We start from the raw sequence: 25669 nt of genomic DNA on the forward strand, positions 1-25669 counted from the left end.
CATAGTGCCCAAACCCGATGCGTTCGGCCATCTGCCGATTGAGCACTTGAACGAATCATGCACAAAAAAGGAACGAGAGCTTATGTTCAAAGGAATCAGTAGAACGTTGAGCACCGCCGCACTGGCCGGTGCGCTGTTGTCTTCGGGACTGGCCGGTGCCGCCGACGCGCCGGGCAAGGCGCTGGCGGCGAAAATCGGCGTGCCGTGGCCTGCGGTCATCGCCCATCGCGGCGCCTCGTTCGATGCCCCTGAAGAAACCGTGCCCTCCTACACCCTGGCTCGCGAACTGGGCGCGGACTATCTGGAGATGGACATCCAGCGCACCAAAGACGGTGTCCTGATCGCGCTGCACGACGACACCCTGGAGCGGACCACCAACATCGCCCAGGTCTACCCCGACCGGGTGAAGGATCCGCTGAGCAGCTTCACCCTTGAAGAAATCAAGCGCCTGGATGCCGGCTCATGGTTCAACAAGGCCCATCCGGATCGCGCCCGCGCCAGCTATGCGGGGCTGAAGATCCTGACGCTGGACGAGGTGATCGATATCGCCGAGGGCGGCAAGAACAAGCCCGGGTTGTACATCGAAACCAAGGTGCCGGCGCAGTTTCCCGGTATCGAGGAAGACTTGAAGAACAAACTCGCGCAACGTGGCTGGCTGAGCCAGCGTCCGGCGGCCGAGAAAGGCCATGTGAACGTTGCACACATGCCGGGGCGCGTGGTGTTGCAGACCTTTGAAAAGCCAAGCCTTGAACTGCTGCACAAAGCCATGCCGGACACGCCCAAGGTGCTGTTGCTGTGGCTGGGCGACGGCTATATCCCGGCAGCATCCGACAAGAGCTTCAAGGACTCGGGGGCCAAGGACAAGGCGGCGTTCTACGCGACGCAACAGGTCAAGTCCAAGGAGGATTTCGCGGCGTGGATGGATTGGGCCAAGGCCCATGGCGCGGTGGGCACAGGCCCTGCGGCAGCCCTGAAGAATGGCGGTGACCAGAGCTACATGGACCTGGTGCAGCCGTGGATGAACAAGATGGCCCACGACCGCGGCATGATCATCCACCCCTACACCGTGGACGATGCCGTGGACTTCAAGGCCATCAGCGAGCGCGGTGTCGACGGTTTCTTCACCAACCGCGCTTCGGAGTTGCTGAAGTTCTACGGACGGCCTTCGAAGGAGAGCAAGGAGTCGATCCTCAAACGGATCGGCTATTGAGGCCCACCATCTCAACCCCGTAGCAGCACGGCTTGCCGGCGGGAGCGGTGTATCAGTGACGCCTTCGTCTCCTGACACACCGCTGAGCCTGTAGGAGCGCGCTTGCCCGCGACAGCAGAGTGTCAGCCACCCTTGCAACGTCAGCTAAAACCCGTCGCGGGCAAGCGCGCTCCTACAAGGGGATCGCAGCCTTACGCCAGCTGCGCAACCACTTCGGCCAGCGCCTTGGCAGGATCGGCCGCCTGGCTGATCGGGCGGCCGATGACCAGGTAGTCGGAGCCGGCGTCCAGTGCCTGGCGCGGGGTCAGGATGCGGCGCTGGTCGTCCTGGGCGCTGCCAGCCGGGCGGATACCTGGGGTCACCAGTTGCAGCGACGGGTGCGCAGCCTTGAGCGCCTGGGCTTCCAGGGCCGAGCACACCAGGCCGTCCATACCGGCCTTCTGCGCCAGCGCCGCCAGGCGCAGCACCTGCTCCTGCGGCTCGATGTCCAGGCCGATGCCGGCCAGATCCTCACGTTCCATGCTGGTCAGCACGGTCACGCCGATCAGCAATGGCTTGGCGCCGGTGCGCTGGTCCAGCACGTCGCGGCAGGCCGCCATCATGCGCAGGCCGCCGGAGCAGTGCACGTTGACCATCCACACGCCCATCTCGGCCGCAGCCTTGACCGCCATGGCGGTGGTGTTGGGGATGTCATGGAATTTGAGGTCCAGGAATACCTCGAAACCCTTGTCATTCAAGGTTTCGACGATGCCTGACGCGCTGCTGGTGAACAGCTCCTTGCCCACTTTGACCCGGCACAGTTTCGGATCGAGCTGGTCTGCCAGCTTCAACGCCGCTTCGCGGGTCGGGAAATCCAGGGCAACGATGATGGGGGTCTGGCAGGCGGACATGAGCGGGTTCTCTGGCAAGTCGAAATCGGCGCGCATTGTAGCTGAACATGTCCCGGCGCGGGACCCGGTGATCGGCAACTCCATGGTAAAACCCCGCAATGCCTGAAACGGGGCCTGCCGAAGCATCATCACGGTACTCGCCCGACCGGGCATCTCATACAATGGAACCTGTGGGCAGCGCCATTGCTCAAAGCTTTATCACAATAAGGAGTGAGCATCATGCCCTGGTACGCGTGGTTGATACTGGTCGTTGCAATAGGCTCGATCGTCGGTGGTTTGCTGATGCTCAAGGATTCAGCGAAAAAACTTCCCCTGACCGAAGAACAACTCAAGCGAGTTCATGAGCGCAATGCCGAAATGGATGCCAAGGATGCTCGCGACCGCTGATGACTGCGGGCGGAGTCAAAGGCGCCGCCCGTTCCCCTTCAATCCCGACCTTCATCCATGTCCAGCGCCACGGCGTGGTGGCTGGCCTGTGGCGTGACGGCGATGCGAAACGGCTGGAAAATCCTGAACATCTGGCCGTTTTCCCGCAACTGACGCAGCAGATCGCTGAATCGCTCCCCCGTGATCGGCGCCCCCGGCCGCAACAGCGCGAAATGGCGATACACCTGATCCACCTTGTCCGACGCCATGAACTGGTTGGCATCCTGCGGGTTGTTCGCCAGGAAGGTGCTCAGGTACGAGCGCGTGACCAGGGCGATGTCTGCCCGATCCCGTAGCACCATCGCAAGATTGCTGTCGTGGGAATAGGTCAGCGTGGCGTTGTAGTGCTCGGCGAGAAATTTGGGGTCGGCGTTGAAGTCGGCGAAGGCGTAGTGATACCCGCTGAACAGCGCCAGCCGCTTGCCGCGCAAGTCGTCGAAATAGCTCTGGGTGCGGCCTGCGCCACGATGGGCGACGAAGATTTCCGCGTCTTCCAGGCCCATGTCGACGTCTTCGTGGGGAATGTCTTTCCAACCCCAGCCAGGGTTCTCGAAGATCGCCATGTCGAAGCGCGCCTGCTGAAAATCCCGGAAACGACGAGGAATGGAGGTGGGTACCATCTCGAAACGGTATTCGCTCTGCATGGCGTTCAGGGCGCTGACCATCTGCGGCAGCAAGCCGGTGTCTTCGCCGCGCTCGGGGCGAATCGTGTACGGCGGAAAATGCGCCGCGCCAATGCGCACGACCTGCGCCGCGCTCGCCTGCCAGGCGCACAGGGTGGTCGTGACCAGCAGCAGCGTTTTCAGAGCCATCCGCATTGGCATAGACATCAAGACAGAACACTCCCGACGAATCGAAGTACGTAAGCTATGCGTTTGAAAACAATTAGACAACGGTCAAACAACGCGAAGTCCGATTTATTCTTGATATGAATGCCCCGCAACCACGGGCCGCGCCCGGAGCGCATCGCTTGAGCATCGCGGCGGGAATACGCAAGCCATTCCCGGCTCCGCCATCCCGGAAAAAAACGCTTACAAAATCGCCGGACGCGCCGCAATTTATGCCCTGCAAGCCAGGCAGGCAAGCGGCTGGTGGAACATTCCCGACGGTCGTGCGGTAAAAATCCGCAGCACCGCGCAAACCATCGGCCCTCCTGTGAGTCTGATTGAGCAGCTACGCTCCATGGCGGTGCCACGGATTTGAGACTGGAGTTACACATGCCCCACTGGCTGGTGATAGACCTGGAGGCCACCACCGAAGAGGGCGGATGGCCGGTGGCAGAGATGGAAATCATTGAGATCGGCGCCTGCGTGGTCAATTCGGACGGGCGGGAGGTCGATCATTTCGAGCGTTTCGTGCGTCCGGTCAGGCGGCCATTGCTGACCCCGTTCTGCCGCGAGCTGACCCATATCCAGCAGGCGCAGATCGACACCGCCCAGCCTTTGCCAGCCATCTGGCCGCAATTCGAGCGCTGGCTGGGCAATCATCGCAGCCGGCTGCAGGGCTGGGTCAGTTGGGGTGACTACGATCGTCAGCAGTTCGAACTGCAATGGCGGCAGCATCAGTTGGTCAGCGAGTTGAGCGGCCTCTCGCACATCAACCTCAAGCAGCGCTTCGCCAAGGCGCGGCATCTGCAGAAACCCTGCGGCCTGAACACTGCCCTGCAACTGGCGGGCATGCATTTCAGCGGCCAGCAACACCGGGCACTGACCGATGCGCGCAACACCGCAAGGCTGTTGCCGCTGGTGATTCCGGCCTGATGTGACGCATTTATCAAAGCGGATGACGTCCTTTTATACGTTGGGCATACTGTCCGGCCTTTTTCAGCCCTTTCCAAGGAATCCGCCATGTTCAAGGTCAACGAATATTTCGACGGCACCGTCAAGTCCATCGCCTTCCAGCAAGCCGATGGCGCAGCCACTATCGGTGTCATGGCGCCAGGGAAGTACAACTTCGGCACCGCCGACCGCGAGATCATGCACGTGGTGTCCGGCTCGCTGAAAGTCCTGCTGCCAGGCAGCAACGATTGGGAAACCTTTAACGCGGGCGACCAGTTCCGTGTGCCGGCCAACAGCAAGTTCGACCTGGAAGTGAGCGTCGAAACCGCTTATCTGTGTGAATACCGCAAGGACTGACACCCTCTTCCTGTCGCCGCCCGGCCGGGTGGCGCTCCGCTTGCTGGCGGTGGCGACTGCAAGTACGCCAACGCCGGCAAGCCGTGCTGCTACACAAGCTCATTCGCAGGGCCCATCGCATTGAATTGCAACGCCGCCAGTCGCGCATACAGCGCATTGCTGGCAATCAGTTGCTGATGCGTACCCACCGCCACCAGCCGCCCCTGATCCATCACCGCAATCCGGTCAGCGTTCTGCACCGTGGCCAGACGGTGGGCGATCACCAGGGTCGTGCGGTCCTTCATCAAGGTAGGCAAGGCCTGCTGAATCAGATGCTCGCTCTGGGCATCCAGGGCACTCGTGGCCTCGTCGAGCAGCAGAACCGGCGCATCGGCCAGTAGCGCCCGGGCAATGGCCAGGCGCTGGCGCTGCCCGCCTGATAGCCCCATCCCGCCATCGCCCAGGTGAGTCTGATACCCCTGGGGCAACAGCTCGATGAACTCGTGGGCATGGGCGATCCGCGCCGCAGCCTGAATCTGCTCAAGGCTGGCATCCGGGCGGCCATAGCGAATGTTGTCCTCGACGCTGCCGAAGAACAGCGCCGGCGTCTGGGATACCCAGGCGAAACAGCGGCGCAGGTCCAGCGGATCGAGACGCTCGACCGGCAAGCCCTCGATGCGCACCTGCCCCTGTTGCGGATCGTAGAAACGCAGCAGCAGATCGAACAGCGTCGACTTGCCCGCCCCCGACGGCCCGACCAGCGCCAGGGTTTCGCCGGGCTCGATGGTCAGCGTCAGGTCTTCTACGGCATTGCGCTCGGGCCGCGACGGGTAAGCGAAGCTGACGTTCGCAAGCTCCAGCCGCCCACTGACCCGCTGCGGCAGCACCAGGACATCCTCGGCAGGCGGGGTGATTTCACTGCGCGCCTGCAGCAGTTCGGTGATGCGTTCTGCCGCGCCTGCCGCCCGTTGCAGCTCCCCGATCACTTCGCTGAGGGTGCCGAACGCGCTGCCGACGATCAGGCTGTAGAACACGAAGGCTGCCAGTTCACCGCCGGAAATGCGCCCGGCAATGACATCCATGCCACCTACCCAGAGCATCACCGCCACCGCGCCAAGCACCAGCACGATGACCAGGGTGATCAGCCACGAACGCTGCAGGATCCGCTTGCGCGCCGTGTCGAACGCGTCTTCGGCGGTCTGCCCGAAGCGCTGCCGGTCCTGGGCCTGATGGTTGTAGGCCTGCACCGTCTTGATCTGGCCCAGGGCCTCGGAGACATAGCTGCCGACATCCGCGACCCGGTCCTGGCTCTCCCGCGACAGGCTGCGCACCCGCCGCCCGAAGATCAGGATCGGCGCCACCACCAGCGGCAACGCGATCACCACGATACTGGTCAGCTTGGGGTTGGTGAAAAACAGCAGAATCACCCCGCCGATCACCATCAGCGCGTTGCGCAGAAACATCGACAGCGACGAGCCGATCACCGATTGCAACAGCGTGGTGTCGGCGGTCAGGCGTGACTGGATCTCCGAGCTGCGGTTGTTTTCGTAGAAGCCGGGATGCAGGCTGACCAGGTGATCGAACACCTGCTTGCGCAGATCGGCCACCACCCGTTCGCCGATCCACGACACCAGGTAAAAACGGGTGAAGGTGCCCACTGCCAGCGCCAGGATCAGCAACATGAACAGGCCGATGGTTTCGTTGAGCAGGGTCGGCGAGCGGGTCATGAATCCCTGATCGACCATTAGCCGGATGCCCTGCCCCATGGACAACGTGATGGCCGCCGTGACGATCAACGCCACCAGCGCGCCGATGGCGTGCCTGCGATAAGGCGCGAGCATGCGCATGGCCAGACGAATGGCGTGACGCTGACGCCCTGATAACACTGCTGCCATGAAATACACCTGATAGACGGCTCGAATGGCAGAGCCTACACCGCTCGTCACCTGCACGCTCGTCGAGATGCGCTGAACTCGGGGCGGCGCAGCCAGTCAGGTAAAAGGTGCCCGCGCAGCACCCGCGGATGTCACGGGGTGGTCATCAAGCGTGGATACCGTAAAACGCACAACCTGATGAGGAGAGAGGCCCATGAGCTTGCAGCAGAGCAGTCACGAACCCGTCGTACGCCCTCAACCGGAGTTTCAACTGGGGGGCGCGATTCTTGACAAGGACGGAAAGGAAGTCCTGATTACTGAAGAGATGGTTCAGGCCGCATGTCAGGAATGCGAAAAGTACTGGGTCAAACCTGAAAAACAAGACTGATGAACAGACTTACTTGAAACCCGGCGCCATTGCCGGGTTTTTTATGGGCGTTTTAAACATCCTGCAATAAACAAGGGCTCCGGACTGCTTGCCCCACCCACCTCCTTGCGATTACGTCCCCGGCTTATCAGTCAATCGACTCAATCCAGGGAAGATCGTTATGCCCGCTACACATTACAGCTACACGCCCAAAGAACTGGACGCCGCCTACGAAACACTGGAAGCGAGCCTGTTCAACGTCAGGAAAGACATTGGCGACGATGGACTGCCCGCGCCGAAGATCCTGGTGGTCGCCGGGGTTCAGGGCTCCGGCAAGACCTACATGCTCAATAACACGCTGCTCAAGGATGGCGGTTACGCCAATTACGTGCGTCTTTACAAGGAGAGCTTCCGGGAACTGCACCCGCGCTATGCCGAATTCGCCGATCAGGACGTTCTCAGCCGCTACAAGCACACCGAAACGTTTATCTGGGAGTTGTGTGCGCGCATTTTCGCCTACGCCCATGAAAACAAGTACAACATCATCCTGGAAACGGCGCTGGACACCAAGGCGTTCGCGACCGTCATCAACGGCAAGGAACTGGCCGATTACCAGTTCGAAGTGCATCTGATCGGCTGCAAGAAGGACTTCGTCCACCTGTCGACCATCAAGCGCGCGCTCGACGCCCTTGAGCAAGGCACGCTGGAGCGCTTTGTCGATGTCGCGACCATCGAGGCCAGCCTGGAGAACGCCGAGGCAATCCTCAATGCCTTCGAGGCAGCCTGCATGCGTGTCAGCGGATCGACCATCAGCATGTACGAACGCGGGTTCGGCGAGCTGAAAAACCGCCGGCTACTGTGCCGCAGCCGCTGCGATCACATCAACAGCCTCACGCCGCTGGAATTTCTCGACGAAACGGGCCAGCCCATCACTCTGGAACGGCAGATCCGACGCATCGAACGAAGCGAGCTGCTGCCCGTGCCTTGCAGCTTCGCCAATTTCATCGAGATGACCCATGCACCGGTCGTAGGCGACAATGACCGCCGCGAGGCCTGGGAGAGCGCCTACCGCGCCTTGGGCCGCATGCGTGGATTCTGGCAGCAGATCCCGTCGCGCCTGCCCGAGACGCTGTGGGGCTATATCAAGAAGTACACCCGGTAATCACTCGTCGACCAGCACCGCGCCGAGGGCCTGAACGATCTGCATCAGTGCAGCCGATTGCCCCTTGATATCCACGTGCAGGCCTTCGATTTCCCGGCGCGGCGGATAGTGTTTGCGCAGGGCATCGAAGGCCAGCTTCTGCTGGGTGGCATCGGGGACCAGGCTGCGTCGGAAGTCGGCGTCGTCGCGGCGTGGATCGTAGACACCGCGACAGAGCATGTTCAGCGCCCAGACCGGATCGGTCTCGGCGTCCAGGGTCACCTGGGCCAGCCATTGCCGAGGCAGCAGGTCCTCCAGGCGAATGGCCGCAGGCTGGCCCAGGTGCTCGCACAGCGCCTGGTAGATCTGCGCCGTGCCGCGCTGGCGGCCGTCGAGGCTGTAGCCGGCGATGTGCGGGGTGCCGATGACGCAGAGTTCGGCGAGGTCCGGATCCACCAAGGGTTCTTTTTCCCAGACATCCAGCACCGCTTGCAGGTCTTCACGCTCGAGCAGCACCTGGAGCAGGGCCAGGTTGTCGATGATCGGCCCGCGTGCGGCGTTGATCAGCCATGTGCCTTGCTTGAGGCCTTGCAGGCGGCTGCGGTCGAACAGGTGCCACGTCGGCGACTCGCCGATCTTGTTCAAAGGGGTGTGCAGGCTGATGACGTCGCAGCGAGCGATGATTTCGTCGAGGCTGACGTAGTCACCCCCTTCGGCGGCCTGACGGGGCGGATCGCAGACCAGCACGTTCCAGCCCAGGCCGCGCAGCACCTTGATCAGCCGACCACCCACCTGCCCGTCACCCACGACGCCGTAGGTGCGCTTGGCCAGATCGGCGCCTTCGATTTCAGACAGGGTCAGCAGGCTGCCCAGCACATAATCCACCACGCCTCGGGCATTGCAACCTGGCGCGCTGGACCACTGGATGCCCGCTTGCTTGAGATATTCCAGGTCGAGGTGATCGGTGCCGATGGTGCAGGTGCCGACGAAACGCACCGGGGTGCCTTCGAGCAGTTCGCGGGTCACCTGGGTCACCGAGCGCACCAGCAGGATGTCGGCGTCGGCCACGGCAGCGCGGTCGAGGGTGCGGCCGGGGTAGCGGTGGATTTCGCCGAAACCCTGGAAGAAGGCGTCGAGCAGTGGAATGTTTTCGTCAGCAACTATGCGCATGGTGGGCTCCCTGGAGTCGCGGCAGTGTAGGCGCTGACGGGTGAGGGAGCCAGCCCGAAGACGCAAGCCGGGCCGGGTCAGGCCTGTTTCTTGCGAATCCAGTACAGGAAGACGCCGTCGCCAATCTGTTTGTCGACCAGTTCGTGGTCGAGAAACACGCAGAACTTGGGGATGTCGCGCTGGGTGGACGGGTCGGTGGCGATGACTTTGAGCAGGCCGCCGGCCGGCAGGTCGCGCACTTTCTGGTGCAGCATCATCACCGGCTCAGGGCAATTGAGGCCGGTGGCGTCGAGGACGGCGTCGACGGCAAGGCTTTCGAGGGAATCAGACATGGGGCACTCCGGAAACTGGTGGGCATTGTCGCTTAAATGGTGGTAGGCGGGTAGATCTGATCATCTGTTAACGGCGCTTGTGACGCTCCGCGTCGCGGGTGACTTTTGAATTGGGGGCTTATCCGTTGTCGCGGTGGCTGGGCTTTAGGGTTTCGCCCCTTACGGGCGACCTACTTTCTTTCGGGAAAGTAGGCAAACCATTTGCTCCTGGCTGGGCCTCGACTTCGTCTCGGTTCCCTCCCTCCGGCGCCGTTCCGGGGGCACGCCATGATGGGCCATCCATGGCCCGCACGGCTTTCGCGGCTCCTGCCGCTCATCCCCCTACACGACGCCTGCGCTCGGCCTGGCGCCTTTACGTCGCGTTCGGCGGTGTCTGAACCACCGCGTAAGAAGATCAAAATCAAGATCTAAAACACACCACCGACCCGTAGCAGCACGGCTTGCCGGCGGGAGCGTCCTTGAAATCGCCCCCGCCGGCAAGCCGTGCTGCTACGGGGCTGTGTTCGCATCTGTAGGAGCGCACTTGCCCTGGGCCGCATTCGGACGACGGCATCCTTGAGATCGCCCCCGCCGGCAAGCCGGACTGCTACGGGTCGATGTTCGCACCTGTAGGAGTGAGCTTGCTCTGGGCCGCATTCGGACGATGGCGTCCTCAAGATCGCCGACGCCAACAGGCCATGCCCCTCGCCACATACACAAGCCATGCCGAGATCACTCTGAAATCGTATTTGGAAACGTATCAACTACGCTGCTGCCTACAGACTTTGTAGGATTCTGCGACATCTTGGCGGTTGGTGATCCACGACCCGGCACGTATGATCCTTGACATTCATTCGCAGATTAGAAGCCTATGTCCCTGATAGTTCTACTTCTTCTGCCTTTCATCGGCAGCTGTCTGGCGGCCCTGTTGCCGCACAACGCGCGTAACACCGAATCTCTTCTTGCAGGCGTGATCGCTCTGATCGGCGCGGTGCAGGTTGCTCTCTGGTACCCGCAGATCGCCCATGGAGGGGTCATTCGCGAAGAATATTTCTGGGTGCCGAGCCTGGGACTCAACTTCGTATTGCGCCTGGACGGGTTCGCCTGGCTGTTCTCGATGCTGGTCCTGGGGATCGGCACACTGGTGTCGCTCTACGCCCGTTACTACATGTCACCGAACGATCCGGTGCCGCGGTTTTTCTCGTTCTTTCTGGCGTTCATGGGGGCGATGCTGGGCCTGGTGATGTCCGGGAACCTGATCCAGATCGTGTTCTTCTGGGAGCTGACCAGCGTTTTCTCCTTCTTGCTGATCGGTTACTGGCACCATCGCGCAGATGCCAGGCGCGGCGCCTACATGGCGTTGATGGTCACCGGCGCAGGCGGGCTGGCCTTGCTGGTGGGTGTGATGCTGCTGGGGCATGTGGTCGGCAGTTACGATCTGGATCGGGTGCTGGCCGCAGGTGACGCCATACGCGCCCATGCCCTGTACCCGGTTTTGTTGACGCTGATCCTGATCGGCGCCCTGAGCAAGAGCGCGCAGTTTCCCTTCCATTTCTGGCTGCCCCACGCCATGGCCGCGCCGACGCCGGTGTCGGCGTACCTGCACTCGGCGACCATGGTCAAGGCCGGGGTGTTTCTGCTGGCGCGCCTGTGGCCGGCCTTGTCGGGCAGCGAACAGTGGTTCTGGATCGTCAGCGGCGCGGGGGCCTGCACCCTGGTGATCGGCGCCTATTCGGCGATTTTCCAGACGGATCTGAAGGGCCTGCTGGCCTATTCCACCATCAGCCACCTGGGCCTGATCACCCTGCTGCTGGGCCTGAACAGCCCGCTGGCCGCCGTCGCTGCGGTGTTCCACATTCTCAACCACGCCACCTTCAAAGCCTCGCTGTTCATGGCGGCGGGCATCATCGACCATGAAAGCGGCACCCGTGACATCCGCAAGCTCAGCGGCCTGGTCAAGCTGATGCCGTACACGGCCACCCTGGCCATGGTCGCCAGCGCCGCCATGGCCGGCGTGCCGCTGCTCAACGGTTTTCTGTCCAAAGAGATGTTCTTCGCCGAAACCGTGTTCATCACCTCCACCGCCTGGGTCGAGATGGCGCTGCCGGTGATTGCCACGGTGGCCGGGACGTTCAGCGTTGCCTACTCCCTGCGCTTCACGGTGGATGTGTTCTTCGGCCCCAAAGCCACCGACCTGCCCCACACGCCCCACGAGCCGCCACGCTGGATGCGGGTACCGGTCGAACTGCTGGTGCTGGCCTGCCTGATCGTCGGGATTTTCCCGGCACAATCGGTCGGTCCGTTGCTGGCCGCTGCCGCACAGCCTGTAGTAGGCGGGACCTTGCCCGAGTACAGCCTGGCCATCTGGCACGGCCTGAATGCGCCAATGATCATGAGCCTGGTCGCCATGGGCGCGGGCATCCTCCTCTACCTGCTGCTGCGCGGCTCTTTCAAGCATGACCGCTTCGTCGGGCCGCCGTTGATCTGGCGCCTCAACGGCAAGCGCCTGTTCGAACGGGTGCTGGTGACCAAGCTGATCGTCGCGCGCAAGCTGGAAGGCCTGCTGACCACGCGGCGCTTGCAGGCGCAGTTGTTCCTGATGGTGTTTGTCTCGCTGGTGGTGGGTTTCGTGCCGATGTACGAGAGCGGCCTGACCTGGGGCGACCGGCCGAAGATCGCCGGCTCCGGGGTCTTCGTCATGCTCTGGCTGATTGCGATTGCCTGCGCCGTCGGTGCCGCGTGGCAGGCCAAGTATCACCGTCTTGCGGCCGTCACCATGGTCGGCGTCTGCGGCCTGATGACCTGCGTGACCTTTGTCTGGTTCTCCGCGCCGGACCTGGCCCTGACCCAACTGGCGGTAGAAGTGGTGACCACCGTGCTGATCCTGCTGGGCCTGCGCTGGCTGCCACGGCGTAACGAAAACGTCGCCCCGCCGTCCCGGTCGCGCAACCGCGCCAAGGCCCGTCGCGTGCGGGACTTCATCCTGTCCGTGGCGGTCGGTGGCGGCATGGCGCTGCTGTCCTATGCGATGCTGACCCGCCCGACGCCCAACACCATCTCCGAGTTCTACCTGGGCCGTGCCCTGAGCCAGGGCGGCGGAACCAACGCGGTCAACGTCATGCTGGTGGACTTCCGCGGCTTCGACACCTTTGGCGAAATCACCGTGCTGGCGGTGGTCGCCCTGACCGTGTTCGCCCTGCTGCGCCGCTTCCGCCCACCGAAAGAAAGCATCGCCCTGCCCGCCCAGCAACGCCTGCTGGCGCGGGATGTGGTGACCGATCTGGTCAACCCGCGCCACGCAACAGACACCGCGCTGGGCTTCATGATGGTGCCAGCGGTGCTGGTGCGTCTGCTGCTGCCGGTGGCCTTCGTGGTCTCGATGTACCTGTTCATGCGCGGCCACAACCAGCCCGGCGGCGGTTTCGTCGCCGGGTTGGTGATGTCGGTGGCGTTCATTCTGCAGTACATGGTCGCCGGCACCCAGTGGGTCGAGGCGCACATGAGCCTGCGCCCCCTGCGCTGGATGGGCGCCGGCCTGTTCTTCGCCCTGGCGACGGGGCTGGGGTCGATGGCGCTGGGCTATCCGTTCATGACCACCCATACCGCGCACTTGCATCTGCCACTGCTCGGTGACGTGCACCTGGCCAGCGCGCTGTTCTTCGACATCGGCGTGTACGCCGTGGTGGTGGGTTCGACGCTGCTGATCCTGACCGCCCTGGCTCACCAGTCGGTGCGCAGCCATCGTCCGACGTCGCTGCCGCAGCCGATCCAGCCGGCCTCGGCCACCCCTACCCAAGGAGCCTTGTGATGGAAGAAGTCATCGCCATTGCCATCGGCGTGCTCGCAGCCTCCGGCGTGTGGCTGATCCTGCGCCCACGGACCTTCCAGGTGGTCATGGGCCTGTGCCTGCTGTCCTACGGCGTCAACCTGTTCATCTTCAGCATGGGCAGCCTGTTCATCGGCAAGGAGCCGATCATCAAGGACGGCGTGCCGCAGGACCTGCTCAACTACACAGACCCCTTGCCCCAGGCGCTGGTGCTGACTGCAATTGTCATCAGTTTCGCCATGACCGCGCTGTTCCTGGTGGTGCTGCTGGCCTCCCGTGGCCTGACTGGCAACGACCATGTGGACGGCCGGGAGAGCAGTGAATGAGTCTGATGAACCAACTGATCGTCGCGCCGATCCTGCTGCCGGTGCTGACCGCCGCGCTGATGCTGTGGCTGGGTGAACGCCATCGCCCGTTGAAGGCGCGGATCAACCTGCTGTCCACGGCGCTGGGCCTGGGGATCGCCATCACCCTGATGATGTGGGTGCAGAAGACCGGCACCACCGGCTCCATCGGCGTCTACCTGCCCGGCAACTGGTCATCGCCGTTCGGCATCGTGCTGGTGGTCGATCACCTGTCGGCGATGATGCTGGTGTTGACCGGTATCGTCGCCTTCTGCGCCCTGCTGTTCGCCCTGGCGCGCTGGGACCGGGCCGGTGCGAGCTTCCACGCCCTGTTCCAGATTCAGCTGATGGGCTTGTATGGCGCCTTCCTTACGGCCGATCTGTTCAACCTGTTCGTGTTCTTCGAGGTGCTGCTGGCGGCGTCCTATGGCCTGATGCTGCATGGCTCGGGGCGGGCGCGGGTCTCGGCGGGCCTGCATTACATCACCATCAATCTGCTGGCTTCTTCGCTGTTCCTGATTGGCGCTGCGCTGATCTACGGCGTCACCGGCACCCTGAATCTGGCGGATCTGGCGGTCAAGATCCCACAGGTATCCGAAGCCGACATCGGCCTGTTGCATGCAGGCGCGGCGATCCTGGCGGTGGCGTTCCTGGCCAAGGCGGGCATGTGGCCGCTGAACTTCTGGCTGGTGCCGGCCTACTCGGCCGCCAGCGCGCCGGTGGCCGCGATCTTCGCCCTGATGACCAAGGTCGGTGCCTACACCCTGCTGCGCCTGTGGACGCTGCTGTTCTCGGGCCAGGCCGGTGACTCGGCATTCTTCGGCGGTGACTGGATGATCTGGGGCGGCATGGCGACGCTGGCGGTGGCGGCCATTTCCATCGTCGCCGCCCAGCGTCTGGAGCGCATGGCCAGCCTGTGCATTCTGGTGTCGGCGGGGATTCTGCTGTCGTCCATCGGCTTCGGCCAGCCGAGTCTGACCTCCGGCGCGCTGTTCTACCTGGTCAGCTCCACGCTGGCCTTGAGCGCATTGTTCCTGCTGGCCGAACTGGTGGAGCGCTCGCGCTCGGCCAATGAAATCGCGCTGGAAGACGACGCCGATCAGTTGCCCAAGCCGCTGGAAGCCTTGCACCCGGTGCCGGGCACCAACCTGGACGATGAACAGAAAGCGGTGGTCGGCCAGGTGATTCCCTGGACCATGGCGTTCCTGGGCCTGAGTTTCATCATCTGCGCCTTGCTGATCATCGGCATGCCGCCGCTGTCCGGGTTTCTCGGCAAGCTCACGCTGATCAGCGCCCTGCTCAACCCATTGGGTCTGGACGTGGCCAAGGACGAAGCGATCCGCGCCGATAGCTGGACGCTGGTGGCGCTGCTGATCGTCTCGGGGCTGGCCTCGCTGTTCGCTTTCGTGCGGGTCGGCATCAAGCGCTTCTGGACACCACAGGAGCGCCCGTCACCGCTGCTGCGCCGTTATGAATGCATTCCTATCGTGCTGCTCCTGGGGCTGTGCATCGCCCTCACCTTCAAGGCTCAGGCGCTGCTGCGCTACACCCAGGACACGGCACAGGCGCTGCATGATCCGCAGCAATACATCCTGTCGGTGATGGCCGCCAAACCCGTCCCCAGCCCGAGTGACCTGGCAGAGGTGCAGCCATGAAGCGCCTGTTCCCTGCACCGTTGTTGTCGCTGTCGCTGTGGGCATTGTGGCTGCTGCTGAACCTGTCCCTGAGCGCCGGAAACCTGCTGTTCGGCGCGCTGCTGGGGTTGCTTGCGCCAATCATGTTCGCGCCGCTGCGCCCCTTGCCTGCACGCATCCGCAGGCCGGGCGTGGCGTTCAGGCTGTTCTTTGCGGTGGGCCGCGATGTGCTGGTATCCAACGTTCAAGTGGCGCTGCAAGTCTGGCGCGCTCGCCGGCATCCGCCGCGCTCGGCGTTCGTCAAGGTGCCGCTGGATTTGCATGACGCCCATGGCCTGGCGGCGCTGTCGATGATCTGCACCGTGGTGCCGGGCACCGTGTGGTCGGAGCTGGCCCTGGATCGCAGCGTGCTGCTGATGCACGTGTTCGACCTGGACGACGAGGTGCGCTTCATCGAGCATTTCAAGCGCACCTATGAACGCCCGCTGATGGAGATTTTCCAATGAGCCCGCTGCTCACCAACGCGATCCTGCTCACCCTGGGGCTGTTCACCGTCGCCATGGTCATGACCCTGATCCGCCTGTTCAAAGGCCCGTCGGCCCAGGACCGGGTTCTGGCGCTGGACTACCTGTACCTGCTGGCGATGCTGATGATGCTGGTGCTGGGTATTCGCTACGCCAGCGACACCTATTTCGAGGCGGCGCTGCTGATCGCGCTGTTCGGCTTTGTCGGATCCTTCGCCCTGGCCAAGTTCCTGCTGCGTGGCGAGGTGATCGAATGAATGCGCTACAGGAGTTGCCGGTGTGGGTTGAGACCCTGACCGCGGTTTTGCTGGTCTTGAGCGGTTTGTTCGCCCTGACCGGCGCGATGGGGCTGCTGCGCATGAAGGACTTCTTCCAGCGCATGCACCCACCGGCCCTGGCCTCGACCCTCGGTGCGTGGTGCGTCGCCCTGGCCTCGATCATCTACTTTTCCGCGCTCAAGCAGGGGCCGGTGCTGCACGCCTGGCTGATCCCGATCCTGCTGGCGATCACCGTGCCCGTGACGACGCTGCTGCTGGCACGCACCGGGTTGTTCCGCAAGCGCATGGCAGGCGATGACGACGTGCCGCCAGAGGTCAGCGAGGGGCGGCACGAGGGCAAGTGAGGCCAGGCGTACCCCCGCGCCATTTTGCCGCACCCCGCTCGTCGCCCCAATTCTGATACCTTTGCCGCCCATGAAACTGGCCCGATCCGACCGACACCTGATTGCATGGATGCTCTATTGCTGCGTCCTGTTCAACGTGTTCGCCTGCAGCATCGGTCACGGCCAGATGGTCGGCATGCAACTCAACGGCATTGGCGGCGAATTCTGCTCCACCGATGGCCGTGCGCTCACCGCGGTCGATCAATTCAAGCCCGGCGAGCAGAAGCTGCCCACCCTGTCCGCCGCCTTCGGCTGCCCCCTGTGCTCCACCGGCGGCATGGGCCCGGCGCTCAACTCCAGCCTGACCCTGGCGATCCTGCCGGAACAGCACAGCCCGCCACCTGCCGTCGTCGCCTCCTACGATATTCCCGCCGCTTTGCATTGGCCCACGGCCAACCCCCGCGCCCCGCCGTTCGCCCTGATCTGACTTCGAAAACTTACTGACCAGTTTTTCAGATGCTGTTGTCTGCGGCCAGCCCGTGCCTGGCAGAGTGAAGCCGGCCCCGTAGCAGCATGGCTTGCCAGCGGGAACGGTGTGTCAGGCAATGAATGCGTCACTGACACACCGCCCCCGCCGGCAAGCCGTGCTGCTACGGGATAGGCGGCAACAGTGCTGAAAAACGGTTTTGCGCTCGACCTCATTTCAGGTTTTCACCATGAAACGCATTCCCCTGCTCGCCGGTCTGATCGGCAGCCTGCCCGTTTTCGCCCACGCACAAACCGCCCTCGACCTGGCCCCGATCACGGTCAATGGCGAGGAACAACCCACACCGGGCCTAGACCTGGAGCAACAGGCCGCCAGCGCCACTCGCCTGGGCTTGAGCCTGCGCCAGACGCCCGCCTCGATTGCCGTCGCCAACCGGGCAGACATCGAGCGCCGAGGCGCACAGAACTTTCAGGACGTCGCCAACACCTTGCCCGGCGTCAACGCCAGCGCCCCGCCCGGCTTTGGCGGGTTCATTTCCTATCGGGGCTTCACCAGCAGCCAGGTCACGCAGATGTTCAACGGCATCAACGTCGCCACCGGGCTGGCGCGGCCGGTCAATAGCTGGATCTACGACCGGGTCGAAGTGCTCGGCGGCCCCTCGTCACTGATGAATGGCGCAGGCTCGGTGGGCGGCTCGTTGAACTACGTCACCAAGCTGGCCACCCGGGAAGATCAGGCCGCCGAAGGCCGGGTCAGCTACGGCAGCTTCGACACCACGCAAACCGCCTTTGGCGTCAACCATCGCTTGAGCGACCCCACCGCAGACGTACAGCACTACGCCCGGCTGGATGTCAGCCATACCAGCAGCAACGGCTATATCGATCGTCAGGAGAACGACGCGTGGAGCGCGGCGTTTTCCCTGTTGAGCGACATCACCCCGGACCTTTCCCACACCCTGGCCCTGGAATATCAGGACGAGCACGAAGACAGCCCCTACTGGGGCACCCCGGTGCTCAACCCCAAGGCGGGCGAGCTCAAGATCGACAAGCACAACCGCTTTCGCAACTACAACGTCGAGGATGGCCTGTACGAACAGCGCACGCGCTGGGTGCGCTCGATCATCGACTACCGCCTGAACGACGCCACCAGCTTGCGCAACACGTTGTATCGCCTGGACAGCCAGCGCGACTACCGCAACCTGGAAACCTACCAGTACAACGCGAGCAACAGCGCCATCAACCGCTCCACCGCGTATCTGGTGCGCCATCAGGGCTGGCAGCAGGGCAACCAGTTCGAATTGCGCCACGACAGCAGCCTGCTGGGGATGGCCACTACCTGGGCGGGTGGCTTCGAGTACAAGGTCAACTCGACCACCAACAACCCGTGGAACGTGCCGGCGAACAACACGGTGGATCCGGATCATTTCGACCCAGGGCATTTCTACGCACTGCCCGGCACCCGCCAAGGCTTCGTCAAGGACAAGACCAACGAGGTGACCACCAAGGCGCTGTTCGTGGAAAACCATCTGGCGCTGAGCGAGAAGTGGTCGCTGGTGACCGGCCTGCGCTACGACGACATCGACCTGGACGTGACCAACCATCGTGCAATCACCGCCAGCAATCCCCGCCACCTGCGCCGCGACTGGCAGCCGGTGACCGGCCGCGCAGGCCTGACCTGGCAGTTCCTGCCCAGCGCCAACGTCTACCTGCAATACAGCACCGCCGCCGAGCAGCCCAGTGGCACGCAGAACTTCGACGTTTCGACCGGCAAGCAGTGGGAGATCGGCAGCAAGTTCGACTACCTGCAAGGCCGGGGTTCGGCCACCGTTGCCGCCTACACCATCGAGCGCAAGGACTTCGCCATCACCGACCCGCAGGACCCAACCAACACGGTTCCGGTGGGCCAGCAGTCATCGAAGGGGATCGAGCTGGCGAGTTCCTTGCGCATCACCCCCGACTTGCTGCTGGAGGGCAATGTCGCCTGGGTGGATGCGCAATACGATGAATTCAGTGAAAAGAATTCGGCGGGCATCGTGGTCTCGCGCAAGGGCAACACACCGACCAACGTACCTGACCGCGTCGGCAATCTGTGGCTGACCTATGACTTCACGCCGGCCTGGCAAGCAGGGGTGGACGCCCGCTACGTGGCGTCGGTGTATGCCGACAATGCCAATACGCAAAGGGTGCCGTCGTACACGCTGTACGGCAGTTTTCTGACCTTCAAGCTGGACCAGCACACATCGATCACCGGTCGGGTGCGCAACCTGACCGACGAGGTCTATGCGCGCTTCGCCCACGTATCACCGGCCTACTACCTGGGTGAGCCCCGCACATTCGAGCTGGCGATACAGACTCGTTTCTAGAAGCAGGCAACACAGGGCCGGCGAATCACTCGCTGGCCTTGAACACCAGTTCGCCCTTGCGCCACTTGGCGGCCTTTGCGGTCGCGGCCTTGAGCACTTTGCCAAGGCCCTGCTGGATCTGTTCGTGGGCAGCGAACACCATGAACACCGTGTGGGATTCCTTGAACACGATACCCTGGCCTTCAGGCACCTCGACAAAGGCGTATTCGCCCAGGCCGTAGATCGTCATCTTGATGTCGCGGAACTTGAGTTCGAACTTGCCACCTTCACGGCTGGGCAATACGGCGGCGCGAAAATGATCGCCGACCTTGAGCTCCAGACGCGGTTTGTCATCGACCACCAGTGCGGATTCGGTGTCGATTTCAGACATGTAGATGCCTTCGGGGGACTGTTCGATGACATAGACGAAACGCGCCTGGAACAGCTTCACCAACTTCGCGCGCAAATCACCAAGCACGAATAACGCGTGGGTATCCAGATTACTTACTGCCAATGTACAAACTCCCAACCTGATATGAACTTGCCCGACCGCAGGGCCAGGCAAGGAAAAGACAAGAAAACGGTGCGCCGCGGATGCCGGACGCTGGCAAAAAACTGGATTCTACCGGCTAAGAGTCTATACGGGATATATGCCTTTCGTCCGCATTGTTTACTGTCTTGTACACGAATATGGCCATTGGCCTGTGTCCAATCGAAGCCGAAAAGCGCTTCGGCGTTGGCTGAATCGATAACGCTATTGTCTGGAAACTCTTGGGGCCGCTCTGCACTCACATGCATCACAAGGTCAATCACCGTCCACTTCCCAGAGGGAAACAACATGGAACTCACCACACCGACGCTTGCGACACTGTTCGAACAATTGGGGCTTGAGTCGGATCAGGCCAGCATCGACGCCTTTGTCAGCCAGCACCGGCTCGGCGACGATGTGAAACTGGTCGACGCCGAGTTCTGGACGCCCCAGCAGGCGCGCTTTCTCAAGGAGGAACTGCTGACCGATGCCGAATGGGCACCGGTGGTGGACGAACTCAACGAACTGCTGCATCCGGCAAAGTAGCAGCAGGCCGCTGAAAAGGTGGCGGCCCCTGGAGGCCGCCACCGTCAATAGGGGTAGCCCGGCTGGCCCAGATTGGGGAAGCGTGAGCGTCCCTCTTTCGCCGGAGCATGGACGAACAAACCGTCGATCAGCGAGTTACTGCTGGTCAAAGTGCTGTTCCAATGGGCGGAACAGTGGATATACCGCCGGTACAACATCTGCATTTCTGCCGCGGTCAGTGGCTGCTCTTCGCCCCGGGCGCGCGCCAGCAGCTTGCCCGCAACACCCCGCAACTCAGGTGGCAACGCGAGATCCGGCAGGTCCGGCACCGGCATGAACGGCACGCCCTCGTCACACGCCAGTCCGTGCATGACACGCAGATAGACCCGCGACAGGTGCCCGAATACTCCGCGCTCAAGCATGACACTGGCGATGACACTTTTCAGGCCCTGGCCTTTCTTGCGCCCCCGCTCCACGCAATCCACCGTGATGCGGGCAGTGTCGTCTCGCGGGTCGATCCAGCGCTGCACATCCAGCGTGTCCATTTCCTGGTGGGTCTGCTGCCAGGCCGGGGTCGCGTCATAGGGCGTCTGGATGCCGACCAGGCTGCGGCGGGGCCGGGTCAGCGCCACTTTCTCGACCATGTACGGGTGATAGCCGCCACCGATGTCCGAGTGTGAGCCGGGCAGCACAATCTCCCGCAGCCAACCGGGCGCCACGCTGTTGAGCGAGAAATTGCGTCGATGCTCGTCAGCCGCCACCAGATGGATCACCTGCTGCGCGCAACCCGGCGGCAGGAACAGGTTGACCCGTCTATTGACGTCATCGCCCACGCTTCCCAGGTCGGAAATGCCTCCCACGGCGGCAACCGTGTCGAACAGGCCGATCACCTTCAGCCGCACGCTGCCGTTACGCCAATTGAAGTCGGCAGCCAGCGGCAACTTCTGACCATCGAGCACCGGGCCTAATGCACCCCGCTCCTGCTTGAGCACCTCATTGGCGAAATGCCGGGCCGATGCGGCGCCGCGACTGAACCCGAACACATCAAGTTCCAGCGCGGCAATGACACAGCCGGGGTTATGCCTGCCAAAGGTATGCAGAACGCTCTTGAGTTTTTCCACGCACTTGCAGACTTTGGCAACTACGCCAGTATGACCTCGTCCGAACCCCTGCCCCGGTATTGAATCGCGCCCGCCTGATGTAGTCCCCACTCCACTGATATAAATCGGCTGAGTCACCCGCAATCCATTACCGTCGTTAGTGGCCACGAACTGTTGGCGGTAAAGATCGGCCAGCCGGGCAATATTGGTGAAATCGTTACTGTAACTGCTGGCGGGATCGGAATGCCGCCCCCCGCATTCCTTGATATGGGCATTGTGGTACACGCCCGCCATGGCCTGGCAGTCCGCGCCGATCTGGCTGTTGATCCGGTTGTTCCCCGTGCCGTCGAAGAACACACCAATGCGCACTGTGACGCCCAGCGAGGCGGGCGTGGACGTCGATCCCTTGAAACAGCGAAGCATCGTCATATTCAAACTCCTGTAAGTGTCGACACAATCCGGAACAGTTATTTACATATCCGGACATATACCTCACAGAATGCTCACCCCCACGACAGCGTCAATGGGGTAAATATGACTTCAGAAACTTCCCACTTAAAAATCAGACAATAAAAAACCGCCCGCACTTTCGTCTTACAAGCAGGCAGCAGATTTCCTAAAATATTCAGAAAACTTAAACAGAATTAAATCAACAGAACAATAATTAAATATTACCCACAACGAAAATCGCCCGAGGCTAATGCCTCGGGCGACGGGTTCCTGCGCCATGGCCTGGCGGTCAGGAACGGCGATCAGGCCTGACGCTGGTGGCGATCGATCTGCTCGTGGCGCTCTTGCGCTTCGATGCAGTATTTGGTCGTCGGGCTGATGAGCAGGCGCTTGAGGCCGATAGGCTCACCGCTGTCATCGCACCAGCCGAAGGTGTCTTCGGCGATACGGGTCAGCGCCATTTCCAGCTGGGGCAGCATGCGCTGGTCGCGGTCGATCACGTTGACCAGCCAGTGGCGCTCTTCTTCGACGGAAGCGGCGTCGGCGGGGTCAGCCGGGGTATCCAGGCTTTCGATCGCGATACGGCTCTGCTCGATACGCTCGTGGATTTCCACTTTCATGGCTTGCAGCAGCTCGATGAAGAAGGCGTGTTGCTCCGCGTTCATGTAGTCATCGGCCGGCATCGCCAGCAACTTGTCCTTGGTCATTGATTTCTCTATAAAAAAACGTGCATTAAGGCGATTTAGTGAAGCGCCTCTGCGTCATCGTAAAAGCGCCATGGTCTCCAAGCGCCACCTGGCACTCAATTTACGAGGGGCGGCAGTCTAAGGCCGGGTTTCGTACTCGGCAACATAATTGAACAAGAATCGCCCAACAACCCCCCAAAACCCCGGTGGCGTTGAGCCAAACCGGTGTTTCAACCTGTGTCTGCCGTGACACGCTCATCGGATTCGGCACCGTTATCGCGAGCAAGCTCACTCCTACAGGCACGCGTAACCCTGTAGGAGTGAGCTTGCTCGCGATGGCGTCCGGCCTGCCAACACCGACTTTCTGGACGCTGTCTGACAGGCCATCGGCCGTTCGGTTCAAACCGGCAGAAAAACGAAAAGGGCCCCTCTCCGGGCCCTTTTCAACGTTGATCAAACAGCTGGCATCAAGACATCAGCGTTTGAGCTTTCGTTTGTTGCGGTACTGGTCGATGACCACCGCCACCACAATAATCAACCCTTTGATGATGTCTTGTACATAGGCATCGACGCCTACGAAGGTAAATCCGCTGGCCATCACCCCGAGAATCAGCGCGCCGATCACGGTGCCGGTGATCCGGCCGACGCCGCCCGCAAGGCTGGTGCCGCCGATCACCGCCGCCGCAATGGCATCCAGTTCGTAGGAAACGCCCATCCCCGCCTGCCCCGTCGCAGCCCGCGCCGAGGCCACCACACCGGCAAGCCCGGCCAGCAGGCCCGCGATGCTGTAGACGATCACCAGGTGGCGCTTGACGTTGATCCCCGACGTGCGTGCCGCCTGCATGTTGCCGCCGATGGCGTAGGTGTACTTGCCGTACTTGGTGTAGCGCAGGGCGATGTGGAAGATCACCGCGACCACCAGAAAGATCAGCACCGGCATCGCGCCCTGGCCGATGGCCGTGTAGGAATCGTTAAGCATGCTCACAGGCTGGCCGCCGGTGTAGAAGCGCGCCAGGCCACGGGCCGACACCATCATGCCCAGGGTGGCGATGAAGGGCGGGATGCCGGTGATGGCGATGATGCTGCCATTGATCGCACCAGCCAGCAGCCCGACCCCAAGGCCCGCGATGACTGGCGCCCAGACCGGCAAATCGGTCAACGAAGGAAATACCGCCCGGGTGTAATCCGACGATTGCGCGAGACTGGCAGCGATCATCGCCGATAACGCAAGCACCGAGCCGGACGAGAGGTCGATGCCGGTGGTGATGATGACCTGCGTCACGCCGATGGCCAGAAGACCGATGATCGAGACCTGCAGGATCATCAGCACCAGCCGCTGGGAGTTGAGGAGAAAGCTCTGGTCGCGCACGATCCAGCCAAACAGCTCGAAAATCAGGCCGATGCCGATCAGCACCAGAAAGATGCTCAGTTCGGTCGGCAGGCGGCGCTTGTGCTTGTTCGGGGCCAGCGCCGGTTTGTTGTCCAGTATCGCGTTCATCTTCATAGGTGCCTCTTGTTCTTGTTCTGACCCGAGACGGGCCTTTGGCAAACCGCCGTCAATGGACCGAATGGCCCGACGCCAGATGCATGACCCGCTCCTGAGTTGCCTCGGCGCGATCCAGGGTGCCCATCATTTCGCCTTCGTGCATGACCATGACCCGGTCACTCATGCCCAGCACTTCCGGCAGTTCCGAAGAAATCATGATCACCGCCATGCCTTCGCTGGCGAGCATGGAGATCAGCCTGTAGATCTCCGCCTTGGCGCCGACGTCGATGCCACGTGTCGGCTCGTCGAGAATCAATATGCGCGGGTTGGTCATCAGCCAGCGGGCGATCAGGGCCTTCTGCTGGTTGCCGCCCGAGAGGGTATCGATGCACTGCTCAAGCGACGGCGTCTTGACCCGCAGCTTCTTGCACATGTCCTCGCACAGGGCGCGCAGGGCCTTCTGATGCACGAAGCCGTTGCCCACGTAATGAGGCAGGACCGCCATCTCCATGTTTTCCAGCACCGACAGACAAGGAAACAGCCCGCTGAGCTTGCGGTCCTCGGTCAGCAGGGCAAAGCCCTTCTCGATGGCGAAATGCGGATCGGTGACCTTGATCGGCGCACCGTCGAGCACAATCTCGCCTCGGCTGCAGGGCGTGATGCCAAAGATGGTTTCGGCGACATTGGTGCGACCGGACCCCATCAGCCCTGCAATGCCCAGCACTTCGCCGGCGTGCAGGTCGAAGGAAACGCCCTCGAAAACACCGTCCAGGGCCAGGTCGCGCACCGAGAGCAGCAGATCGCCCACCGGCTTGTCCCGCTCCGGGAACAACTGTGTCAGTTCACGGCCGACCATCATCGAGATCAGGCTGTCGCCGTCCATGCTGTCGGCGCGCTGCAGGCCGATGTAGGCGCCGTCGCGAAACACCGCCACTTCGTCGGCGATGGCAAACACTTCGTTCATCTTGTGGGTGATGTAGATGATGCCCTTACCCTGCGCACGCAGGTCGGCAATGATCGAAAACAGGTGGGCCACTTCCTTCTCGGTGATGGCCGAGGTGGGTTCGTCCATGATCAGCACGTCGGAGTCGTAGGACACCGCCTTGGCGATCTCGACCATCTGCCGTTCGGCGATGCTCAGGTTGCCGACGTGTTCTTCGGGGTCAAGTTTGATGCGCAGCCGGTCCAGCAGGTCCTGGGTGCAACGGTGCATGGCGCGGTGATCGACCATGTGCAGCCCGTTTAGCTGTTCGCGGCCGATCCAGATGTTCTCGGCGATGCTCATGTGCGGCATCAGGTTGAGTTCCTGGTGAATCATCGCGATGCCCGATTGCAGTGCCGCAAGCGGCGTCTCGAACACCACCGGCTTGCCGCGCAGGCGGATTTCGCCGGTGTCGGGCTGGTAGATCCCGGCGATGATTTTCATCAGGGTGGACTTGCCTGCGCCGTTCTCGCCCATCAGGGCCAGCACACTGCCGGGACGCACGCGCAGTTCCACGTTGTCCAGCGCCACCACCCCGGGGAAACCCTTGCTGATGTTGGTGATTTCCAGAAGATAAGGGTGTTCGGCGCCAGTGCCGGCAAGCTCGGGTTGGACAGGGGTCGCAGTAGCGGAAGCGAACATGGTCACAGG

Annotated in this window: 25 protein-coding genes; 15 read left to right on the forward strand and 10 right to left on the reverse strand. The window is 62.2% G+C overall.

Going from position 1 to position 25669, the window contains the following annotated elements; all coding sequences use genetic code 11:
- Positions 1–82: 82 nt before the first annotated feature.
- Complete coding sequence (locus NPS29_RS15050; protein ID WP_274133527.1) at positions 83–1210, forward strand: glycerophosphodiester phosphodiesterase; 1128 nt, start codon at positions 83–85, stop codon at positions 1208–1210.
- A 191-nt stretch (positions 1211–1401) separates the two neighbouring features.
- Here NPS29_RS15050 and pyrF read toward each other — a convergent pair whose 3' ends face one another.
- Complete coding sequence (gene pyrF / locus NPS29_RS15055; protein ID WP_274133528.1) at positions 1402–2100, reverse strand: orotidine-5'-phosphate decarboxylase; 699 nt, start codon at positions 2098–2100, stop codon at positions 1402–1404.
- Positions 2101–2319: 219 nt separating this feature from the next.
- Between pyrF and NPS29_RS15060 the strand changes: the two genes are divergently transcribed.
- Positions 2320–2487, forward strand: coding sequence for a DUF2897 family protein (locus NPS29_RS15060; protein WP_274133529.1), 168 nt, complete (start codon positions 2320–2322; stop codon positions 2485–2487).
- Positions 2488–2525: 38 nt separating this feature from the next.
- Here NPS29_RS15060 and NPS29_RS15065 read toward each other — a convergent pair whose 3' ends face one another.
- Entirely contained in the window at positions 2526–3356 is an 831-nt protein-coding gene (locus NPS29_RS15065) for a substrate-binding periplasmic protein (RefSeq protein ID WP_400609586.1), read from the reverse strand.
- Positions 3357–3743: 387 nt separating this feature from the next.
- On the opposite strand from NPS29_RS15065, the gene NPS29_RS15070 reads away from it, so the two are divergent.
- A complete protein-coding gene (locus NPS29_RS15070) occupies positions 3744–4286 on the forward strand; it encodes an exonuclease domain-containing protein (protein WP_274133530.1) in 543 nt (180 codons plus the stop codon).
- Between the two features lie 87 nt (positions 4287–4373).
- Complete coding sequence (locus NPS29_RS15075) at positions 4374–4661, forward strand: pyrimidine/purine nucleoside phosphorylase (RefSeq protein WP_274133531.1); 288 nt, start codon at positions 4374–4376, stop codon at positions 4659–4661.
- Between the two features lie 89 nt (positions 4662–4750).
- Here the strand turns inward: NPS29_RS15075 and NPS29_RS15080 are convergent, their stop codons facing one another.
- On the reverse strand, positions 4751–6535 hold the full coding sequence (locus NPS29_RS15080) for an ABC transporter transmembrane domain-containing protein (protein WP_274133532.1): 1785 nt from the start codon (positions 6533–6535) through the stop codon (positions 4751–4753).
- A 193-nt stretch (positions 6536–6728) separates the two neighbouring features.
- Here NPS29_RS15080 and NPS29_RS15085 point away from each other — a divergent pair, with 193 nt between their 5' ends.
- Entirely contained in the window at positions 6729–6902 is a 174-nt protein-coding gene (locus tag NPS29_RS15085) for a PA1571 family protein (protein ID WP_274133533.1), read from the forward strand.
- A 160-nt stretch (positions 6903–7062) separates the two neighbouring features.
- Positions 7063–8043, forward strand: a complete 981-nt coding sequence (locus NPS29_RS15090; RefSeq protein ID WP_274133534.1) for a zeta toxin family protein — start codon at positions 7063–7065, stop codon at positions 8041–8043.
- On the opposite strand, the gene pdxB is transcribed toward NPS29_RS15090, so the two are convergent.
- Together pdxB and tusA are read right to left on the reverse strand one after the other, a co-directional pair.
- Positions 8044–9192 carry a 4-phosphoerythronate dehydrogenase PdxB gene (gene pdxB, locus NPS29_RS15095; RefSeq protein ID WP_274133535.1) on the reverse strand — a complete coding sequence of 383 codons (1149 nt, stop codon included), beginning with the start codon at positions 9190–9192 and terminating at the stop codon, positions 8044–8046.
- Positions 9193–9269: 77 nt separating this feature from the next.
- The gene (tusA, locus tag NPS29_RS15100) at positions 9270–9524 is read right to left on the reverse strand and encodes a sulfurtransferase TusA (protein WP_274133536.1); all 255 of its coding nucleotides are present in this window, start codon (positions 9522–9524) and stop codon (positions 9270–9272) included.
- 850 nt (positions 9525–10374) lie between these two features.
- On the opposite strand from tusA, the gene NPS29_RS15105 reads away from it, so the two are divergent.
- The 8 genes from NPS29_RS15105 (at position 10375) to NPS29_RS15140 (ending at position 19281) form a co-directional block, all read left to right on the forward strand.
- Positions 10375–13311 (forward strand): monovalent cation/H+ antiporter subunit A, encoded by a 2937-nt coding sequence (locus tag NPS29_RS15105; RefSeq protein ID WP_274133537.1) that lies wholly within the window; start codon positions 10375–10377, stop codon positions 13309–13311.
- Positions 13311–13655 carry a Na+/H+ antiporter subunit C gene (locus NPS29_RS15110; protein ID WP_081568723.1) on the forward strand — a complete coding sequence of 115 codons (345 nt, stop codon included), beginning with the start codon at positions 13311–13313 and terminating at the stop codon, positions 13653–13655. The genes NPS29_RS15105 and NPS29_RS15110 overlap by 1 nt, the downstream gene beginning before the upstream one ends.
- Positions 13652–15328, forward strand: coding sequence for a monovalent cation/H+ antiporter subunit D (locus NPS29_RS15115; RefSeq protein WP_274133538.1), 1677 nt, complete (start codon positions 13652–13654; stop codon positions 15326–15328). Before NPS29_RS15110 ends, NPS29_RS15115 begins: the two co-directional genes overlap by 4 nt.
- Positions 15325–15813 carry a Na+/H+ antiporter subunit E gene (locus NPS29_RS15120; RefSeq protein WP_274133539.1) on the forward strand — a complete coding sequence of 163 codons (489 nt, stop codon included), beginning with the start codon at positions 15325–15327 and terminating at the stop codon, positions 15811–15813. Before NPS29_RS15115 ends, NPS29_RS15120 begins: the two co-directional genes overlap by 4 nt.
- Complete coding sequence (locus tag NPS29_RS15125) at positions 15810–16088, forward strand: K+/H+ antiporter subunit F (protein ID WP_274133540.1); 279 nt, start codon at positions 15810–15812, stop codon at positions 16086–16088. Before NPS29_RS15120 ends, NPS29_RS15125 begins: the two co-directional genes overlap by 4 nt.
- Entirely contained in the window at positions 16085–16453 is a 369-nt protein-coding gene (locus NPS29_RS15130; RefSeq protein ID WP_274133541.1) for a Na+/H+ antiporter subunit G, read from the forward strand. Before NPS29_RS15125 ends, NPS29_RS15130 begins: the two co-directional genes overlap by 4 nt.
- Before the next feature lie 70 nt (positions 16454–16523).
- A complete protein-coding gene (locus tag NPS29_RS15135; protein WP_274133542.1) occupies positions 16524–16919 on the forward strand; it encodes a DUF2946 domain-containing protein in 396 nt (131 codons plus the stop codon).
- A 229-nt stretch (positions 16920–17148) separates the two neighbouring features.
- The gene (locus NPS29_RS15140) at positions 17149–19281 is read left to right on the forward strand and encodes a TonB-dependent receptor (RefSeq protein WP_274133543.1); all 2133 of its coding nucleotides are present in this window, start codon (positions 17149–17151) and stop codon (positions 19279–19281) included.
- Between the two features lie 25 nt (positions 19282–19306).
- Here NPS29_RS15140 and NPS29_RS15145 read toward each other — a convergent pair whose 3' ends face one another.
- Entirely contained in the window at positions 19307–19774 is a 468-nt protein-coding gene (locus NPS29_RS15145; protein ID WP_274133544.1) for a hypothetical protein, read from the reverse strand.
- Between the two features lie 324 nt (positions 19775–20098).
- Here NPS29_RS15145 and NPS29_RS15150 point away from each other — a divergent pair, with 324 nt between their 5' ends.
- Entirely contained in the window at positions 20099–20335 is a 237-nt protein-coding gene (locus NPS29_RS15150) for a DUF2789 domain-containing protein (RefSeq protein ID WP_274133545.1), read from the forward strand.
- A gap of 44 nt (positions 20336–20379) precedes the next feature.
- On the opposite strand, the gene NPS29_RS15155 is transcribed toward NPS29_RS15150, so the two are convergent.
- From NPS29_RS15155 to NPS29_RS15170, 4 genes are all read right to left on the reverse strand, one after another.
- A complete protein-coding gene (locus tag NPS29_RS15155; RefSeq protein ID WP_274133546.1) occupies positions 20380–21843 on the reverse strand; it encodes a T6SS phospholipase effector Tle1-like catalytic domain-containing protein in 1464 nt (487 codons plus the stop codon).
- 323 nt (positions 21844–22166) lie between these two features.
- The gene (locus tag NPS29_RS15160; RefSeq protein WP_274133547.1) at positions 22167–22571 is read right to left on the reverse strand and encodes a TraR/DksA family transcriptional regulator; all 405 of its coding nucleotides are present in this window, start codon (positions 22569–22571) and stop codon (positions 22167–22169) included.
- A 454-nt stretch (positions 22572–23025) separates the two neighbouring features.
- On the reverse strand, positions 23026–24048 hold the full coding sequence (locus NPS29_RS15165) for an ABC transporter permease (protein ID WP_274133589.1): 1023 nt from the start codon (positions 24046–24048) through the stop codon (positions 23026–23028).
- Between the two features lie 58 nt (positions 24049–24106).
- Entirely contained in the window at positions 24107–25660 is a 1554-nt protein-coding gene (locus tag NPS29_RS15170) for a sugar ABC transporter ATP-binding protein (RefSeq protein ID WP_274133548.1), read from the reverse strand.
- Positions 25661–25669 lie beyond the last annotated feature (9 nt).

It is taken from the genome of Pseudomonas putida (genome assembly GCF_028682175.1).
In the GTDB taxonomy this organism is placed as follows: domain Bacteria; phylum Pseudomonadota; class Gammaproteobacteria; order Pseudomonadales; family Pseudomonadaceae; genus Aquipseudomonas; species Aquipseudomonas putida_AD.